Source organism: Clostridium isatidis (genome assembly GCF_002285495.1).
GTDB classification, from domain to species: domain Bacteria; phylum Bacillota; class Clostridia; order Clostridiales; family Clostridiaceae; genus Clostridium; species Clostridium isatidis.
This window is the reverse complement of the sequence record NZ_CP016786.1, coordinates 1,873,445-1,891,052: the sequence shown is the minus strand read 5'-3', so window position 1 is coordinate 1,891,052 and position 17,608 is coordinate 1,873,445. Positions and strand designations below refer to the sequence as shown.

Genomic DNA, 17,608 nt, shown 5'->3' with positions numbered 1-17,608 from the left:
TTAGTTATAATATCAATTAAGATACTGATATTATCAAAGCTTTCTAAAATATATATTAAAGTTGTAATAAAATTGGGGGGATAATATTTGAAAAGAACCGATTATATATCATGGGATGAATACTTTATGGGGGTTGCTATATTAGCAGGTAAGAGAAGTAAGGATCCTAGTACTCAAGTTGGTGCCTGTATAGTAGATAATGATAATAAAATATTGAGTCAGGGTTATAATGGATTGCCAATAGGCTGCTCTGATGATGAGTTCCCATGGGATAGGGAAGGAGACGCTTTGGAAACAAAATATCCTTATGTAGTCCATGCTGAACTTAATGCTATTTTAAATAGCAGAGGTTCTTATTTACATGGAGCAAAAATTTATGTAGCTTTATTTCCATGCAATGAATGTGCAAAAGCAATAATACAAGCCGGCATTAAAGAAGTAATTTATTTATCTGATAAATATGCAGATACTGCTCCTGTTAAAGCATCTAAAAGAATGTTTAAGGCTGCTGGAGTAAAAATGACAAAATTAGAACCTAAGTTAAAAAATATAAATATATCTTTTGATATAAATGATATTTAATAATAATTAAATTGCTAAAGGACTAAGAGGAATTTAAAATCTTAGTCTTTTTATTTTTAATATTATTTTATTAAAGTATTTAAATAAGTATTTTTTAGAAGTCAATATAGGTAAAGTTGTAAGACAAAAAAGAGATAAAAGATATTTATATGATGATAAACACTAAAGATAGGGGGGAGACGGAACTTTTAAACAATATATTGTGTTGTTATTTCTTATGTCAAGTCTTGAAAATAAATATATTATTAGGTAATATAAAAAAGATATATTTTTTATGTACAATATTGTTTAAATAATAAAGGATAGGTGAAGTATGTTGATAGTTGTTGGTGGCATGATTGGATTAGGAAAAAGTTCTGTTGCAGAAATATTAGGTAAGCACTTTAATTCAGATGTTTTCTATGAGAGTGTAGAAGGGAACCCAATTCTACCATTGTTTTATAGTTCTGATGAAGAGGAAGTTCTTAAAAATAGATATCCATTTTTATTACAATTATATTTCTTAAATACAAGATTTAAAAGTATTAAAGAAGCATTAGTAAATGATAATAATGTATTAGATAGATCTATTTATGAAGATTGGTATTTTGCAAAGAAGAATCAAGACTTAGGTAGAATAAGTGATTTAGAAATGAGTATATACGAAGGTTTACTAGATAATATGTTAGAAGAATTAGATGAATTGCCTAAAAAATCACCTGATATAATGATATATTTAAAGGGATCTTTTGAAACAGTATTAAAAAGAATTGCTTTAAGAGGAAGAGAATTTGAAATTGATGATAGTTTAAGAGATTATTATTACTTCTTATGGAAGGATTACGATGATTGGGTTAATAACTGTTATAAGGCATCAGATGTCCTTATTATAGATATGGACAAGATGGATGTTGTAAATAGAGAAGAAGATAGAATAAGACTTATAGAGTTAGTTGAAGCAAAATTAAAAGAAGTAAGACAAGCTGAATAATATATTTAATACATAATTTAAAAAATACAGTTAAGAGAGATTTTTAGCTAAGCTAATAAATCTAGCTTAGCTGTTATTTTTAGATATAATTTATATAAAAAAATGCTAAAGTGGGGTAAATTTTATGTATAAAGAAATTTTAAGAAAAATAGTAAGTGATGAAGTTTATATAATTATAGAAAAAGAGGTAAATAAAGAATTATTGGATTATTTATTTGAAAATATATTGATAAAATATAATTCTTTAGATAAGGGACATGGAATAAATCATATTGCGAAAGTAATAGATTCCTCTATTAAATTATCAAATTACTTTGATGTAAATAAAAATATGATATTAACTATAGCTGTTTACCATGATATTGGTATGATTGTAGAACGTAAAACTCATGAAAAACATTCAAAAAATATTTTGATAACTGATAAAGAGCTTAGAAAATGGTTCAACGAAGAGGAAATTATCATTATGGGAGAAGCGTGTGAAGATCATAGGGCATCTAATGTTAATGAGCCAAGAACTATATATGGATATATAATTTCAGACGCTGATAGGACAACAGATATTAACGATATGATAGAGAGATGCTATAATTTTTCAAAAAAGAATTTTAATGATAATAATGAAGAAGAAATATATAAGAGAGTGTATAATCACTTAAGAGGAAAGTATGGAGAGGGTGGTTATGCAAAATTCTATTTGGAAGAAAGTCGAGAAGCTATAATGAAGCCATATTTAAAGGCCCAAGAAATATTAAAAAATGAAAAAGAATTTAAAGAAATATATAAGATTATAGTGAGCATTTAGAAGTATTTGGTGAAGAAAAAACAACTATGCCTTAGAGTTGTTTATTTGCTTGAACACAGTTAGTTTAAACAAAACTCTCGGCATAGTTGTTTTTTGAACCTAGTAATACTTTCCACAGTTATTCGCTTATTGAGCTATCCTGTTAACTAGGCTTTATATTCGCGCTTTATTACTTAAATGAATTAAAAGAAGCATCAGATGGCATTCTCCAATCACCACGAGGGCTTAAGGAGATTGAACCCACCTTTGGTCCATCTGGTATAGCACTTCTCTTAAATTGTTGGGTAAAGAATCTATAAATGAATTTATCTAGCCATTTATCAATTTCTTCTTCACTATAGTCATTTTTAAAGGCATGGATTGCCAAAAATTTAATTCTTTCCTTTGAGGAACCATTCTTTATAAAATGATATAAGAAGAAGTCATGAAGTTCATAAGGTCCAACTATATCCTCTGTTTTTTGAACTATTTCACCAGTATCACTTTTTGGAAGTAATTCTGGACTTACAGGAGTATCTAATATATCTAAAAGAGTTTCTGAAACCGTTGCAGTTGCTTCCTTTTCTGCCACATATCTAACTAAATATCTTACAAGGGTTTTTGGAATAGACGGATTAACAGAATACATGCTCATATGATCTCCGTTATAAGTACACCATCCTAAAGCTAATTCTGATAAATCTCCTGTACCAACAAGAAGTCCCCCTTCTTTATTTGCTATATCCATTAAAATTTGTGTTCTTTCCCTTGCCTGAACATTTTCATATGTAACATCATGAATATCTTTATCATGACCAATATCCTTAAAATGCTGCAGTGAAGCTGCTACAATATTGATTTCTCTTAAATCACATCCAAGTTCGGTGCATAAATTTAAGGCGTTATTATAAGTTCTATCAGTAGTACCAAAGCCTGGCATCGTAATAGCTATAATATTTTTATTATCTAAATTAAGTAGTTTAAAAGCTTTTACTATAACTAGTAAAGCCAGAGTGGAATCTAGGCCGCCAGAAATACCTATAACTGCTTTTTTAAGTCTAATGTGTTCCATTCGTTTTGCAAGGGCTGAAGCTTGTATATTAAATATTTCCTTACATCTTTCTTCTCTTAACTTTTTATTAGAAGGAACAAAAGGAGATTTATCTATGTACCTATCAAAATTATTAATAGTTTTATCATTAAAAGTAAATTTTATATATTTACCTTTAAAAGGAACAAACTTAGAAGAATCTCTAAAACTAATATTTTTAAGTCTTTCACTATTTAATTTATAGACATCTATAATAGAATAAATAAGCTCATTATCTCTTTGAAATCTTTCATTTTCTTTTAAAATAGCACCATTTTCTGAAATAAGCAGATGTCCGCTAAATAACATATCAGTTGTTGATTCGTGTACCCCAGCAGAAGCATATATATATGAAGACATGCATCTTGCGCTTTGGTTAGATATAAGAGAATTCCTGTAATCCTTCTTACTTACTAATTCATTAGAAGCAGAAAGATTTCCTATAATATTTGCTCCTAAAAGTGATAGATATGAGCTTGGAGGTACAGTTACCCAAAGATCCTCACAAACTTCAAAGGCGAATTTACACTCTTCAGAAGTAAATATTAGATTAGTTCCAAAAGGAATATCTTTTTGATAATCAAAATCAACAGTCTGATCAATTAATCCAAATCCTTCAGTAAACCAACGCTTTTCATAAAATTCACTATAATTTGGAATAAAGGATTTAGGGACAATTCCAAGTATTTTACCGTTAAATATTATATAAGCGCAATTATATAAGGAATTATTATAAAGTAGTGGAGCACCTATAGCAATTAACATATCATATTTTGAGCTTTTTATAACAAGTTCTTTTATTGCTTTTTGGGACTTGTCTAATAAGGAAGATTGTAAAAATAGGTCTCCGCAAGTGTAAGATGTGATTGCTAATTCAGGAAAAACTATTAGTTTAGCATCTTCCTTTTTGGCTTTATCTAAGCAGATAAAGATATTTTTTAAATTATAATTTACATCTGCTACCTTCGTAATTGGACATGCAGCAGCAACTTTTATAAAATCCATGAAAATCTCTCCAATCATTCATTAGTTTTCTTATAAAATTTATTATAACAATAATTATAAATATAATTCATTATAAAATAGTAAGAAATATATAATTTAATGATAAAAGGAATTTGTTAGAAAATCAACGATAATAAAGCTTGATGAAAAAAGGTATAAAAAAACTCTTAAAAAGATAAAAAATATATTGTAAAAAGGTAATTAACCTGATATAATAAAGGCATAGAAAATTATAAATCTATATTATAAAGTAAATATCTATAAAAATAACAAAAAGGAGGTAAATGTGTGGCATCAATAATTATATGGATTATAATTGCAGCACTAGTAGTAATAATAGATATTACTACAAGTAATTTCTTATTTTCATTCTTTGCCCTAGGAGCCATTGCTGCTATGATATCAGAAATTTTTAATGCAACAGTAGGAACGCAGATTATAATATTTCTGATAGTAAATTTAATAACAGTAGCTATTGGCTATCCTTTAACACGAAAGAGTCTAAAGAAGAAAGTGGAAAGATTACCATTAATGGAAGAAAAGTACATTGGAGTAGTTAAAGAAGCAGAAGAAGATATAAAGGAAGAAGGAAGAATAAAATTAGAAGGTATTTATTGGGGAATAAAGAACATTGGGGATGAAATTAAAGCTGGAGAAAAATTTAAAATAATATCTATAGAAGGAATAAAATTAATTGTTAAAAAAGAGGGGGAAAATTAAATGGATTTAATTAAAACTATTATTTTAGGATTTGTAATATTATTAGTATTAATAATAATATTATCTTCAATTAAAATTGTTAATACAGGATACCTATATGTAGTGGAAAGATTCGGACAATATTATAAAACTTTAGAACCAGGATGGCACGTCTTAATTCCTTTTGTTGACTTTGTAAGAAAAAAAGTTTCTACAAAACAACAAATTTTAGATGTACAGCCTCAAACTGTTATTACAAAGGATAATGTTAGAATTTCAGTTGACAATGTTATTTTCTATAAATTGCTTAACGCAAAAGATGCAGTTTATAATATAGAAGATTATAGATCTGGTATTATTTATTCTGCAACAACTAATATGAGAAATATTATAGGTAATATGACATTAGATGAAGTTTTATCTGGAAGAGATAGAATAAACCAAGATCTTTTAAGTATAATAGATGAAGTAACCGATGCTTATGGAATAAAAATCTTATCAGTAGAAATAAAAAATATTATACCTCCAGCGGAAATTCAAGATGCCATGGAAAAGCAAATGAAGGCTGAAAGAGATAAGAGAGCTATGATACTTCAAGCAGAAGGGTTAAGACAGTCACAAATAGAAAAGGCTGAAGGTGAAAAAAGAGCCAAAATTCTTGAAGCTGAAGCAGAAAAAGAAGCCAATATTAGAAGGGCAGAAGGTTTAAAGGAATCTCAATTATTAGAAGCTGAAGGTAAGGCAAAAGCTATAGAGCAAATAGCAATTGCAGAAGCAGAAGCCATTAGAAAAGTAAATAAAGCAATCATAGAATCTGGTACAAATGAAACTGTTATTGCTTTAAAACAGGTTGAAGCATTAAAAGAAATGGCTAATAATCCTGCTAACAAACTTATACTTCCAAATGAAACTTTATCTTCTTTAGGAAGCATAGCTGCTATTGGGGATATGTTAAAAGATAAAAAATAAAAGAAAAAAATATTAATAAAATAGTAGCAATTTATTTTTATATGTGATATTATATATAAGTAGTTTAAAAGACTATAAAATTTATTTAAAGATCTAGAAAGATAATGAGATTCTCCGTTGTAGAGATTTTAGTTACTTTATTAGTCTTTAGAATGGAGGATTTAAAATGGAAGATAAGAAAATAATTTGCAAAGATTGTGGAAAGGAATTTATATTCACAGTTGGAGAACAAGAATTTTATAAAGAAAAAGGATTTGATAATGATCCTGTAAGATGCTTAGATTGTAGAAGAGCAAGAAAAGCTCAAAATAATAGAAGATAGTAAATACTAGGTTGTAGTATAATTACTACAACCTTTTTTATTTATTTATCCAGAAAAGTAAAAAAATACTAGCAATAGTAACTTATATATGATAAAATAAATATCGGTATTATTACCGATAATATTTATTTAAAGATTTAATAGAAATTAGCTACTCCATTATAGAGGTTAGTTGATATTTATTAATCTTTAGAATGGAGGATTTAAAATGGAAGATAAGAAAATAATTTGTAAAGATTGTGGAAAAGAATTTATATTCACAGTTGGAGAACAAGAATTTTACAAAGAAAAAGGATTTGACAATGATCCTGTAAGATGCTTTGAATGTAGAAAAGCAAGAAAAGCTCAAAATAACAGAAGATAGTTAAATTAAGGCTGTGGGGGACTACAGCCTTTTTTGTTTATTCTATAGAAATATTTATAGAATATTGTTAATATTATACTAGTATTTATGGAGAGGGAAGATAAGGAGGAATTATGTTAGAATTATTTCGAAAGCATGAAAAAGAAAATGCAAAGGAATATGCATATAGAGTTATAAAAAATAATATATTGATTTTAAATTTAAAACCAGGTGATTTAATAAATGAAACAGAATTAGCTAATAGTCTAAATTTATCTAGAACTCCAATAAGAGAAATAATAATGAAGCTTAAGGCTGAGAAGCTTATACAGGTAAAGCCACAAGTAGGAACCTTTGTATCTCCTATTGATTTAAATTTAATAAAAGAGGCACTTTTTATGAGATATACTTTAGAGAAAGAAGTATTAAAAGAGGCTTGTATTAATTTTAAAGAAGAAAATCTATTGGAAATGGAAAAAAACTTATATATGCAAAAAATGTTACTTAATAAAAAAGATGCATTATTGGAATTTCATGAATTAGATAATGAGTTTCACAAATTATTATTTCAAGGTGTCAATAAAGGAAATGTGTGGGAAGCAATAAGTACGATAAGTACTCATTATAAAAGAATAAGAATTATTGAACAGAAAGAAAACAATAATTATGCAGTTGTAGATCATCATGAAGCTTATATAGATATAATAAAAAATAAAGAAAGTAATAAAATAGAAGAATTAATACATAAACATTTAAAATCTCCTGAAAGTAAATGGTATAAAATCATAGAGAAAAATTCTGAAATACAAGAATATGTGATTAACTATAATTCTCAAGAATAAAATGTTACTTTTGCTCTAAGGGGTTGTCTAAGACAGCTCCTTTTGTATTTTATTTTTGATATTAAGTTATAAAAGAATTAAATAATGATATCCTAATAAATTAATAAACAAAAAAACTATTGTAATTGTTAACAATGTATGCTAGTATACAAGTATAAAAAGAAGGAAATATATTAAATTTGTAAATGCTTCCTAAGCATATTCTTAAGTATAGGAGGAATTAAAATGATTTTAGATAAATTAATAGCAGCAGGGGTAGTAGCAGTAGTAAGAGGTAAAAACCACAAGGAAATAAAGGATTATATGGAAGCTTGCTTAAGGGGAGGGCTAAAAGCTTTAGAATTAACATACACAATTCCTAATGTAGTAGAACTTATTAAAGAGTATAAAGATAGAGAAGAAGCATTAATTGGTGTAGGAAGTGTATTAAATGGAAAAATGGCTTTAGATGCTATAGAAGCAGGTGCTAAATATGTTGTAAGTCCTGGATATAATGAAGAAGTAAATAAAGTTTGCAAAGAAAAGGAAATTCTTTATTTACCTGGTTGCATGACAGTAACAGAAATTATGCATGCAATGGAGGCAGGAAATAGTATGATTAAACTATTTCCAGGAGAATTATTCGGGCCTAAGTTTGTTAAAGCTATAAAGGCGCCAATTCCACATGTTAAGATTATGCCAACTGGCGGAGTTTCAATAGATAATGTAGAAGAATGGTTTGCTAATGGTGTTTCCTGTGTTGGAGTAGGAAGTGCCCTATTTAAAGGTACTATAGAGGATACAGAAAAACTAGCAAAGGAGTTTGTGAATAAAATTGAAAAAGTTAGATCTTAAAAAAGGTAAAATATTTGGATTTGGAGAAATAATGTTAAGACTTACTCCAACAAATTACAAAAAGATTTCTCAAGCCTCAGAATATAGAGGAACTTATGGAGGTGGAGAGGCTAATGTAATTTCAAGTCTAAGTATGTTTGGTCATGACACAAAATTTGTGACTAAATTGCCTAATAATAATTTAGGTTTTACTGTGGAAAATCTCCTTAAATCTAATGGAGTAGATACAAAAGAAATAATATTTGGAGAGGGAAGATTAGGTGTTTATTTTTTTGAAATGGGTCATGGATATAGAGTTTCAGAGGTTACTTATGATAGAAAATATTCAGCAATATCTTTAGCTAATAGAAAGGAATTTGAGCTTGAGAAAATTTTACAAGATGTAGGTATGCTTGTAATATCAGGTATTACTCCTGCAATTAGTAAAGAAATGCGCAGTTTCACAGTAGAATTAATAAAGAAGTGTAAAGAAAATAATATATTAGTATGTTTTGATTCAAATTATAGGGCTAAAATGTGGTCTTTAGAGGAAGCCAAGGAATGTTTGGAGGAGATTCTTCCTTTAGTAGATGTAGCATTCCTTGGTATTAAAGATATAACTAATATTTTAAAGATTAAGGTAAATGAAAGTAATGATTTTGATAAAAGCTTGTTAGAAGCTTATAAAATTTTAAAAGAAATTTATCCTAATATTAAGTATATGTCTTCTACAAGGAGAAATGTAAATTCTATTAATAATAATAGCTTAAAAGGATATATATTTGATGGAGAAAAATTATATTCTTCAAAGGAATATACTTTTGATATATTAGATAGAGTAGGTACCGGTGATTCCTTTACCGCAGGAATTATACATGGCCTGTTAAGTTATGATAACTTTGAGAAAATTGTTGAATTTGGAACTGTTGCAAGTGTGTTAAAACACTCAATTATAGGCGATATGAATCAGGTAACAGAAAAGGAAGTTCTATCGTTAGTAGAAGAGGGATTAGAAAATATAAAAAGATAGGAGCTGGAATATATGAAAATGACCTTTAGATGGTATGGAAAAGATGATCCTGTTAAACTGGAATACATTAAGCAAATACCTGGCATGAAGGGAATAATAACTGCCATATATGATATTCCAGTTGGGGAAGTTTGGCCTTTAGATAAAATTATAGCTATAAAAGAGACTGTAGAGAAACATGGTTTAGAACTTTCAGGCATTGAAAGTGTTCCAGTTCATGAAGATATTAAATTAGGTCTTCCAACAAGAGATAAGTATATTGATAATTATATTCAAACTATAAGAAATATAGCAGAGGCAGGAATAAATTTAATATGCTATAATTTTATGCCTGTGTTTGATTGGACAAGATCAAATCTTGAATATGTGAACGAAGATGGTTCAACTAGCTTAATATTTGAACAAGATAAAATAAAGAAAATGGATCCAGCTCTTGGTGAATTAGAACTTCCTGGTTGGGATGTATCTTATGCTGAAGGTGGTCTTGGCTATCTTTTAGACCAATATAAAGATATAGATGAAGAAAAATTATGGGGAAACTTAGAATATTTTATAAAGAGGATAATGCCTGTTTGTGAAGAGGTTAGAGTTAAAATGGCAATACATCCAGATGATCCGCCTTGGAGCATTTTTGGATTACCAAGGATAATAACCAGCTATGAGAATTTAGAAAGATTTTTAAATATTTATGATAGTCCTTATAATGGTTTAACTTTATGTACGGGATCTTTAGGTTGTACAAAAGAAAATGATATAGTAAACTTAATTAAGTATTTTGGTAAAGAAAGAAATAGAATACATTTTGCCCATATAAGAAATGTAAAAATAGAGAATGATGGAAGTTTTAAAGAAACAGCCCATCCAACAGAATATGGTTCAATGGATATGTATCAAATAATAAAGGCTTATTTAGATTATGATTTTGATGGGCCATATAGACCAGATCATGGCAGAATGATTTGGGGAGAAAAAGGAAAAGCAGGATATGGTCTTTATGACAGGGCTTTAGGGGCAGTTTATATTCATGGATTAATAGAAGCAATAACTAAAGAAAAATAAAATTATAAATAATATTTAGTTGCCATTATTTAAAAATATATTATAATAATTATTGTAAAAATTTAATATATTTATAAAACTCCATAGAAATATGGGACTTGTTCGAGAACTTCCAAGTATAAAAAACTAAGGTATTAATATAGTGGCAGTATATTAAGTTGTATCCTTAGATACAGCTTTTTTTATTTGAAGCTGTAAGTTCTCCACATCAAAAGATTTGGAGGGGATAAAATGAAAAAAAATTCGACCATAAGATTAACTTTTATAGGAATAGGTATTGCATTAAATATTATTGGTGCTTTTATAGCTTTAATATTAAGGCTGCCTATTTTACTTGATTCAATAGGAACTATTTTAGTAGCTTTCCTATATGGCCCATTATATGGAATTGTAACTGGTGTTTTAGGAAGTTTAATAAGTGGTTTTACTTATGATATTTATTCTATATATTTTTCACCAGTACAAATAATTATAGGTGGAATAGTAGGGTATTTAGCCAAAAAGGATGGATTTAAAGGAAAGAAGTTGTTTTGTAATTTACTCATACTAACAATACCTACAGGAATTGTTGGAGCAATTATAGCTTATTATCTCTTTGATGGAGTAACATCTTCAGGATCAAGTTATTTAGTTCAAATTTTAACTTTTCTAGGTTTTAGTAAAAAATTTATTATATTTCTCATTCAGTTTATAACTGATTATATGGACAAGTTTTTAGCAATTAAGCTAATAATTTTAGTACTTAAAAAACTTCCGAGTAATATTAAGGAGAAAGTATCATGAATAGGTACAGCAAAATAACAGAAAAAGTAAAAAGGGAAATTGTTTTGTTAAAGGCTTATCCTTGTATCTGGGGGAAATGTTCCTTTTGTGATTATATTTTAGATAATTCTTCTGATAAAGAGGAAATAATTAAAACTAATGAAGAGATATTAAGAAATATAACAGGAGAATATAAGGTTCTTGAAGTAATAAATTCAGGAAGCTGTTTTGAAATTCCAAAGGAGAATTTATTATTAATTAAAGAAATAATAAAGGAAAAAAAGATTGAAAGATTATTTTTAGAAAGTCATTGGTGTTATAAAAATAGAATAAAAGACATGAGAGAGTTTTTTGAAATTCCTATAACTTTTAAAATTGGAGTAGAAACTTTTGATTACGACTTTAGAAATAAGGTATTAAATAAAAATGCGAAGTTTATTGGTATAGATGAATTAAAAAAATATTTTGATTCACCTTGTATAATGGTAGGTATAGAAGGTCAAACAAAACAAATGATTTCAAGGGATATTGAGATATTGCTAAATAATTTTGAACATGCTACAATAAATGTTTTTGTAAATAATAGTACAAAAGTTAAAAGAGATGATGAATTAGTTAAATGGTTCATTGAGGAATATAAAGAACTTTTAGATAAAAATGATAAAATTGATGTGTTATATAATAATACCGATTTTGGGGTAGGAGATTAATTTTTCAATTTTTAAGGAGGCTTTTCAAAAATAAGATAAATTGAATTTTTATAAGCAAATTTAGTATTAATTTTATAGTTAGTAGGGACAGCTAATACTGTCCCTACTAACTATAAGATATTCTTTTATTAGTATTTTCTGAACTTTATTAATATATAAAGAATGAGAGGCTTTATTTTGATATATTATTTCCATAGTACATCTTCTGGCATTATTTCAAAGATTTTATTTAAAGTATCTAAAACTGTTTCTTTTTTTATTGCTGAAGAAGATAAAAGCTGTTTATATTGTCCATTTCCCCTTTGACCATGGAATAAGCTTTGGAGAGGGAAAACAAGGGAATGAACATTTGAACCATTTTCTAATTCTTCTTCAACATAAGGAATATATTTTCTAATTATTTCACCTCTAGATAAAGGTGATATATTTTCTGAATTACTATCTAACTTATATAAATTTGCTAATAAGTAGGCATCCTCATAGGCAGCTCTTCCAATCATTACTGCATCTACATGCTTTAAACCCTCTTTAATTTGCTCTAAAGTTTTAAAGCCACCGTTGATTTCGATATTTAAATAATCAAATTCTTTCTTTAATCTATAAACCATATTATAGTCAAGAGGAGGAATATCCCTATTTTCCTTTGGGCTTAAGCCTTTTAGTATTGCAGTACGAGCATGAATAGTGTATCTATCAGGCTTTGCTTTAGAGATAGTACCTAAAAAGTCTAGAAGATCCTCATAACCTTCCATAATAACCTTAGATTTTTTATCTGTAATTATACCTGTGCCATCAATTCCTATTCTATGTTTAATAGTAACTGGCTTATTTGTAGCCTCCTTCATAGCACATAAAATTTCGTAAACTAATTCTTTTGAGGACATAAGAGCTGCTCCCATTAAGTTTCCAGAAACCCTATCAGATGGGCAGCCACAATTCAAGTTAATTTCACTATAATTAAAATTTTCTGCTAGTTTTACTGCTTTGAAGGCATCCTCTGGATTAGAGGCTGCAATTTGAAGGGCTACTTTACCTTCTTCTTCTCTGAAAAATAACACCTTTTCTAAATCACCATAGATAATAGCTTGGGCAGTAATCATTTCCGTATATAAAAGCATATCCTTATCCATAATTCTAGAAAAGTACCTGAAGTGCCTATGGGTTTTATCAACCATTGGAGCTATACTTACTTTTGGATTTTCAATATTAGAAATATATTTTTCCATCCTTAGTTTCCTTTCAAATATTTATGAGTTATTATATATAATATATATTTAAAATATATTATAGCATATTTTTTTATAGCAATAAGTAAGATTGTAAGCTTATTAGATAATAATAAATTTATAAATAAAAGGGGGTGCATTATAAGTTATGGAAAAGAAAAGTCAAGGATGTACTTTAGATTGTTTTGACTGTTGTAAATTTGATATATATGTGGAAGATAACAAAGTAATAAAAATACAAGGAGATAAAAATCATCCTTTTACTAAAGGTTTTGTTTGCAAGAAGGGCTTAGCACATTTAGATAGATTGTATCATAAAGATAGGCAATATAGTCCACTTATAAAATTAGATGGAAAGTTTAAAGAAATATCTTTTGAAGAGGCTATAAATGTAATGGCAGGCAAAATCAAAGAATATAAAGAAAAATACACATCTAAATCTATACTTTATTATGAACAATATGGTAATGGTTCGATATTAAAAAGTATAGGTGAAGTTTTTTGTAATTTTTTGGGGGGAGTAAGTTTTTCTAAAGGAGGCCCTTGTTGGAGTGCTGGAATAGAAGCTCAAAAAAGAAATTTTGGTGATGTTAAAAGTCATGCCTTAGAAGATATGCTTAACAGTAAAACAATAATTGTATGGGGAAAAAATCCTGCTAATACTTCAATACATACAATGCAAAGTATAAAGAAAGCTAAATTAAATGGAAGTAAAATAGTTGTAATAGATCCTATATATACAAAAACTGCAGAACTAGCAGATAAATATGTAAGAGTAAAAGCAAATGGTGATGGAGCCCTTGCTTTGGCAATGGGAAAAATTATTATAGAAAAGAATTTAGTTGATATAAATTATATTAATAAATATGTAAAGGGTTATGAGGAATATAAAAAATATGTGGATAGTTTGAGTTTAGAAAATTTAATTAATATATGTGGTGTAGAAAAAAATGATATAGAGGAATTAGTAGAATTATATACTAATAAATATTCTACTATTTTATTAGGATATGGAATGCAGAAATATAAAAATGGTGGAAACACAATTAGTTTAGTAAATATTTTAGGAGCAATTACCGGTCAAATAGGTGAAAGCGGTGGAGGAGTAAATTATGCCAATAGAGTTTTTCCTCAGGTCTTAAATTCTGATCCATATAATAGTTCAAAATATGCTGAAGAAAGATATTATTATGTAAGTCAAATAGCCGATTTTATTAAGGCTTCCTTAGAAAATAGGGATTATCATGATGAAAATAAATTATATTCTATAGATGCAAAAAATAAAAAATATAATATTCCTATAAAGATGGCTATAATTACAAAAAGCAATTTGCTTAATCAATTAGCAGATTTAAATAATTTAAAAGTTTCCTTATCAAAGGTTGAATTTAAAGTTTGTTTTGATATGTTCTTAACTGATACAGCAATGGAATGTGATTTATTTATTCCAACTACAAGTACCTTAGAAAGTGAAGATATAATATATAGTTCTATGATGAATCCGTATATAATTTATAATGAAAAAGCTGTAGAGCCTAAGGAAAGATTGATGGATGAATATGAATTTTTCATGGAACTTGCTAAGAAGTTAGAAATAAAGGAATATCCCATGGTAAGTAAAAAAGAGTATCTAGCAAAAGTTATAGAACCTTTTAAAAAATATAATGAAAATATGAGTATAGAATACTTAAAAAATAACTATTTTACCTTGCATAAAGCAGTTCCCTGGGCAGATAAAAAGTTTGAAACTAAGTCAGGAAAATTTGAAATCTTCTTTAATGAAAATTTATATTTAAATTCGCAAGAAGATTTAGATCGTAATAATGAAGAACTTAGGCTATTGACTATTCATGGAAGAGACAGCTTATCAAGCCAGCATTTTATGGACTATGAAGGAATTGCTATAGCCTATATAAATGAAAATATGGCTAATAAATTTAAAGTTAATAATGATGCTATTGTATATTTAGAAAATAATATTGGTAAAATACAAGTTAAATTAAAGGTTGATAATGCCGTTTCTGATAATATTGTTATGATGTATGCAGGATGGTGGAAAAAACATGGAAATCCTAATTATTTAACCGATTCAGGATTATCAGATATAGGCGGACAGGTTACTTACAATGAAACAAGGGTAAAAATAAAAACTATCTAAAAATAAAAATATATCTTATAATGGAAAAGTGCTCTAGCATAAGTCAAAAGCTGCTAAGCACTTTTTTAGTTCAGACTTTTAATATTAATATTTATTTAATAATAAAGGAGGGGATTTTAATGGGGCTAATTAATATAAAAGAATTATCAAGAGATAAGAAATTTATTAAAAGGGTAATAACAATTGCAATACCGATAGCCTTCCAAAATCTTTTAAATACAATTTTGAATTTAGTAGATAATATTATGATTGGAGCTTTAGGAGAAAGTGCTATTGCAGGAGTAGGACTTGCCAATAGAGTTTTCTTTGTTCTTACTTTATTATTATTTGGTATAGTGAGCGGATCTTCAATATTAACTGCTCAGTATTATGGAAAAAGAGATATTAAAAATATTAGAAGAGTTTTAGGAGTTTCTTTGTTTCTTGGATTATTAGGGTCTTTAATCTTTTTTCTAGGAGGATTATTTATTCCCAAAATAGTAATGCGAATTTTTACTCCTAATGAAGGAACAATAGAAATCGGTGCTTCTTATTTAAGAATAGTAGCATTAAGTTATCCAGTTACTGCAGTTACAAATTCTTATATTGCAGTATTAAGGGCCACAAATAAAGTAAAGGCACCAGTTTTTATTACTATAATATCTATTTTTGTAAATATTATTTTTAATTATACTTTTATTTATGGCAAGTTTGGAGCAGCAGCTATGGGAGTAAGAGGAGCTGCTTTAGCAACATTAATTGCAAGAATAGTTGAAGCTTCTTTAATCTTATATGTTGTATATAGAAAAGAATGTGAAGCGAGAGCTAAAATTAATGAATTAGTAGATGTCAACAAGGAGTTTATAAAAAAATACTTTATAACAGTATCACCTGTAATTGCAAATGAATTTATGTGGGGATTAGGTGTTACAATATATTCTCTAGTTTATGGAAGAATGGGCGATGATGCAGTTGCCTCTATAACAATAACCCAAAATGTTGAACAAATATGTTTTGTATTATTGCAGGGCTTAAGTGCAGCTACGGGAGTAATTTTAGGTAATGAACTTGGAGCAAATAAGCTAAAAAAAGCAGAAAAACATTCAGAATATATTTTCACAATACAAATCATATTAGTAGGAATATTGGCTGTTTTTTGTTTAATAATTAGAAAACCTCTTATTAATTTATTTACAGTAAGTGAGCAGGTAGCTTATAATATAAAAAATTGTTTAAATGTATTTGTAATATATTTGCCATTTAGATCCTTTAATTTAGTAAATATAGTTGGTGTCTTAAGATGTGGAGGAGATACAAAGGCAGCCTTATTTCTAGATATAAGTGGAGTATGGCTTGTTGGTATTCCAATGGCTTTCTTGGGGGGAATACTGTTAAATCTTCCGATTTACTATGTTTATGCTATGATAACCTTTGAGGAATTTTATAAATTTATTTTAGGCCGTAGAAGATATAATAAGAAATTATGGGTTAGAAATATTGTTGGTGCATAGTTTATAAAAGATAAAACAAGGGGTAAGATTAAGGATATGAAGATAAAAAGGAAATTTAGAGAAATTGTACCAAGTCATAATAATACTCATGAGTCATTAAGATTAGGAATAATTCTTGCAGCTGTAGGGGGATTTTTAGAGGCTTATACCTACATTGGTAGAGGAGGAGTATTTGCTAATGCTGAAAGTGGAAATATTGTATTAATTGCTATAGGCCTGGCACAAAAAAATTATAAAATGAGTATTCTTGCTTTTATTCAGGTTATAGCCTTTATATTAGGAGCATTAGCAAATGAAACTATTAGACAAAGAGAAAGGGAAAAGGGAATTCATCCTAATAGATACAGTAAAATAGTATTATTAGTTGAAGCTATTATTTTGTTCATAGTAGGATTAATACCGGAAACTGTTCCACACAGCTCAGTAACATCAATTGTTGCATTTATTTCAGGTATGCAGATATCAGCTTTTAAAACTCTTGTAGATTCTCCTTATAGTACAACTATTTGTACAGGAAATTTAAGGTCTGCCTCAGAAGCTTTTCTTAAAGCAATTAAATATAAAGATAAGCTTAATAGGGCAAGAGGAATAAGATATTCTATTGTTATTATATTTTTTGCTTTGGGAGCAGCTTTAGGCGGAATATTAACAGAGGAAATTGGGGTTAAATCAATATTTGCAGCAAGTTTTCTACTTTTAGCGGCTTTAGTAATATTCTATCTTGATAACAAGGAATCTAAAGATGAAATTTGAG

18 protein-coding genes and 1 riboswitch are annotated in these 17,608 nt (G+C 27.9%); of the genes, 16 read left to right on the top strand and 2 right to left on the bottom strand.

All coding sequences use genetic code 11. The features are described 5' to 3' along the window. Positions 1-87 precede the first annotated feature (87 nt). The 3 genes from BEN51_RS08960 to BEN51_RS08950 all read left to right on the top strand — a co-directional run bounded on the left by BEN51_RS08960 (position 88) and on the right by BEN51_RS08950 (position 2,357). Complete coding sequence (locus tag BEN51_RS08960; RefSeq protein ID WP_119865729.1) at positions 88-582, top strand: deoxycytidylate deaminase; 495 nt, start codon at positions 88-90, stop codon at positions 580-582. 313 nt (positions 583-895) lie between these two features. Then, positions 896-1,552, top strand: a complete 657-nt coding sequence (locus tag BEN51_RS08955) for a deoxynucleoside kinase (protein WP_119865728.1) — start codon at positions 896-898, stop codon at positions 1,550-1,552. Between the two features lie 124 nt (positions 1,553-1,676). Then, a complete protein-coding gene (locus BEN51_RS08950) occupies positions 1,677-2,357 on the top strand; it encodes an HD domain-containing protein (RefSeq protein WP_119865727.1) in 681 nt (226 codons plus the stop codon). Positions 2,358-2,526: 169 nt separating this feature from the next. Here the strand turns inward: BEN51_RS08950 and BEN51_RS08945 are convergent, their stop codons facing one another. Then, entirely contained in the window at positions 2,527-4,431 is a 1,905-nt protein-coding gene (locus BEN51_RS08945; RefSeq protein WP_119865726.1) for an NAD(+) synthase, read from the bottom strand. A 288-nt stretch (positions 4,432-4,719) separates the two neighbouring features. On the opposite strand from BEN51_RS08945, the gene BEN51_RS08940 reads away from it, so the two are divergent. From BEN51_RS08940 to BEN51_RS08895, 10 genes are all read left to right on the top strand, one after another. Continuing rightward, positions 4,720-5,151, top strand: a complete 432-nt coding sequence (locus tag BEN51_RS08940) for an NfeD family protein (protein WP_119865725.1) — start codon at positions 4,720-4,722, stop codon at positions 5,149-5,151. Beyond that, a complete protein-coding gene (locus BEN51_RS08935) occupies positions 5,152-6,099 on the top strand; it encodes an SPFH domain-containing protein (protein ID WP_119865724.1) in 948 nt (315 codons plus the stop codon). It begins immediately after the preceding gene. Positions 6,100-6,265: 166 nt separating this feature from the next. Next, positions 6,266-6,421: a zinc-ribbon domain-containing protein gene (locus BEN51_RS08930; protein WP_119865723.1), complete on the top strand. Its 156-nt coding sequence runs from the start codon at positions 6,266-6,268 to the stop codon at positions 6,419-6,421. Positions 6,422-6,629: 208 nt separating this feature from the next. Continuing rightward, on the top strand, positions 6,630-6,785 hold the full coding sequence (locus BEN51_RS08925; RefSeq protein WP_119865722.1) for a zinc-ribbon domain-containing protein: 156 nt from the start codon (positions 6,630-6,632) through the stop codon (positions 6,783-6,785). A gap of 113 nt (positions 6,786-6,898) precedes the next feature. Further along, on the top strand, positions 6,899-7,606 hold the full coding sequence (locus BEN51_RS08920; protein ID WP_119865721.1) for a GntR family transcriptional regulator: 708 nt from the start codon (positions 6,899-6,901) through the stop codon (positions 7,604-7,606). Positions 7,607-7,831: 225 nt separating this feature from the next. Then, positions 7,832-8,440: a bifunctional 4-hydroxy-2-oxoglutarate aldolase/2-dehydro-3-deoxy-phosphogluconate aldolase gene (locus BEN51_RS08915; RefSeq protein WP_119865720.1), complete on the top strand. Its 609-nt coding sequence runs from the start codon at positions 7,832-7,834 to the stop codon at positions 8,438-8,440. Then, on the top strand, positions 8,421-9,449 hold the full coding sequence (locus BEN51_RS08910) for a sugar kinase (RefSeq protein WP_119865719.1): 1,029 nt from the start codon (positions 8,421-8,423) through the stop codon (positions 9,447-9,449). The genes BEN51_RS08915 and BEN51_RS08910 overlap by 20 nt, the downstream gene beginning before the upstream one ends. A 12-nt stretch (positions 9,450-9,461) precedes the next feature. After that, a complete protein-coding gene (uxuA, locus tag BEN51_RS08905; RefSeq protein ID WP_119865718.1) occupies positions 9,462-10,508 on the top strand; it encodes a mannonate dehydratase in 1,047 nt (348 codons plus the stop codon). Positions 10,509-10,599: 91 nt separating this feature from the next. After that, positions 10,600-10,644: riboswitch (PreQ1 riboswitch) on the top strand. A 95-nt stretch (positions 10,645-10,739) separates the two neighbouring features. Further along, positions 10,740-11,291 (top strand): ECF transporter S component, encoded by a 552-nt coding sequence (locus BEN51_RS08900; RefSeq protein ID WP_119865717.1) that lies wholly within the window; start codon positions 10,740-10,742, stop codon positions 11,289-11,291. After that, positions 11,288-11,980 (top strand): radical SAM protein, encoded by a 693-nt coding sequence (locus BEN51_RS08895; protein ID WP_119865716.1) that lies wholly within the window; start codon positions 11,288-11,290, stop codon positions 11,978-11,980. The genes BEN51_RS08900 and BEN51_RS08895 overlap by 4 nt, the downstream gene beginning before the upstream one ends. Before the next feature lie 185 nt (positions 11,981-12,165). Here BEN51_RS08895 and dusA read toward each other — a convergent pair whose 3' ends face one another. Beyond that, on the bottom strand, positions 12,166-13,206 hold the full coding sequence (gene dusA, locus BEN51_RS08890) for a tRNA dihydrouridine(20/20a) synthase DusA (protein ID WP_119865715.1): 1,041 nt from the start codon (positions 13,204-13,206) through the stop codon (positions 12,166-12,168). 148 nt (positions 13,207-13,354) lie between these two features. Here dusA and BEN51_RS08885 point away from each other — a divergent pair, with 148 nt between their 5' ends. The 3 genes from BEN51_RS08885 (at position 13,355) to BEN51_RS08875 (ending at position 17,607) form a co-directional block, all read left to right on the top strand. Then, positions 13,355-15,364 carry a molybdopterin-dependent oxidoreductase gene (locus BEN51_RS08885; RefSeq protein WP_119865714.1) on the top strand — a complete coding sequence of 670 codons (2,010 nt, stop codon included), beginning with the start codon at positions 13,355-13,357 and terminating at the stop codon, positions 15,362-15,364. A 119-nt stretch (positions 15,365-15,483) separates the two neighbouring features. Next, a complete protein-coding gene (locus BEN51_RS08880) occupies positions 15,484-16,854 on the top strand; it encodes an MATE family efflux transporter (protein WP_119865713.1) in 1,371 nt (456 codons plus the stop codon). Positions 16,855-16,890: 36 nt separating this feature from the next. Then, positions 16,891-17,607, top strand: coding sequence for a YoaK family protein (locus tag BEN51_RS08875; RefSeq protein WP_119865712.1), 717 nt, complete (start codon positions 16,891-16,893; stop codon positions 17,605-17,607). The last annotated feature ends 1 nt before the right edge of the window (position 17,608 follow it).

Bases quoted from the DNA above. Each gene is read 5' to 3' on its own strand.
- BEN51_RS08955 (WP_119865728.1), top strand. From the start codon at position 896: ATGTTGATAGTTGTTGGTGGCATGATTGGATTAGGAAAAAGTTCTGTT.
- BEN51_RS08950 (WP_119865727.1), top strand. From the start codon at position 1,677: ATGTATAAAGAAATTTTAAGAAAAATAGTAAGTGATGAAGTTTATATA.
- BEN51_RS08945 (WP_119865726.1), bottom strand. From the start codon at position 4,431: ATGGATTTTATAAAAGTTGCTGCTGCATGTCCAATTACGAAGGTAGCA.
- BEN51_RS08935 (WP_119865724.1), top strand. From the start codon at position 5,152: ATGGATTTAATTAAAACTATTATTTTAGGATTTGTAATATTATTAGTA.
- BEN51_RS08930 (WP_119865723.1), top strand. From the start codon at position 6,266: ATGGAAGATAAGAAAATAATTTGCAAAGATTGTGGAAAGGAATTTATA.
- BEN51_RS08925 (WP_119865722.1), top strand. From the start codon at position 6,630: ATGGAAGATAAGAAAATAATTTGTAAAGATTGTGGAAAAGAATTTATA.
- BEN51_RS08920 (WP_119865721.1), top strand. From the start codon at position 6,899: ATGTTAGAATTATTTCGAAAGCATGAAAAAGAAAATGCAAAGGAATAT.
- BEN51_RS08915 (WP_119865720.1), top strand. From the start codon at position 7,832: ATGATTTTAGATAAATTAATAGCAGCAGGGGTAGTAGCAGTAGTAAGA.
- uxuA (WP_119865718.1), top strand. From the start codon at position 9,462: ATGAAAATGACCTTTAGATGGTATGGAAAAGATGATCCTGTTAAACTG.
- BEN51_RS08900 (WP_119865717.1), top strand. From the start codon at position 10,740: ATGAAAAAAAATTCGACCATAAGATTAACTTTTATAGGAATAGGTATT.
- BEN51_RS08895 (WP_119865716.1), top strand. From the start codon at position 11,288: ATGAATAGGTACAGCAAAATAACAGAAAAAGTAAAAAGGGAAATTGTT.
- dusA (WP_119865715.1), bottom strand. From the start codon at position 13,206: ATGGAAAAATATATTTCTAATATTGAAAATCCAAAAGTAAGTATAGCT.
- BEN51_RS08885 (WP_119865714.1), top strand. From the start codon at position 13,355: ATGGAAAAGAAAAGTCAAGGATGTACTTTAGATTGTTTTGACTGTTGT.
- BEN51_RS08880 (WP_119865713.1), top strand. From the start codon at position 15,484: ATGGGGCTAATTAATATAAAAGAATTATCAAGAGATAAGAAATTTATT.
- BEN51_RS08875 (WP_119865712.1), top strand. From the start codon at position 16,891: ATGAAGATAAAAAGGAAATTTAGAGAAATTGTACCAAGTCATAATAAT.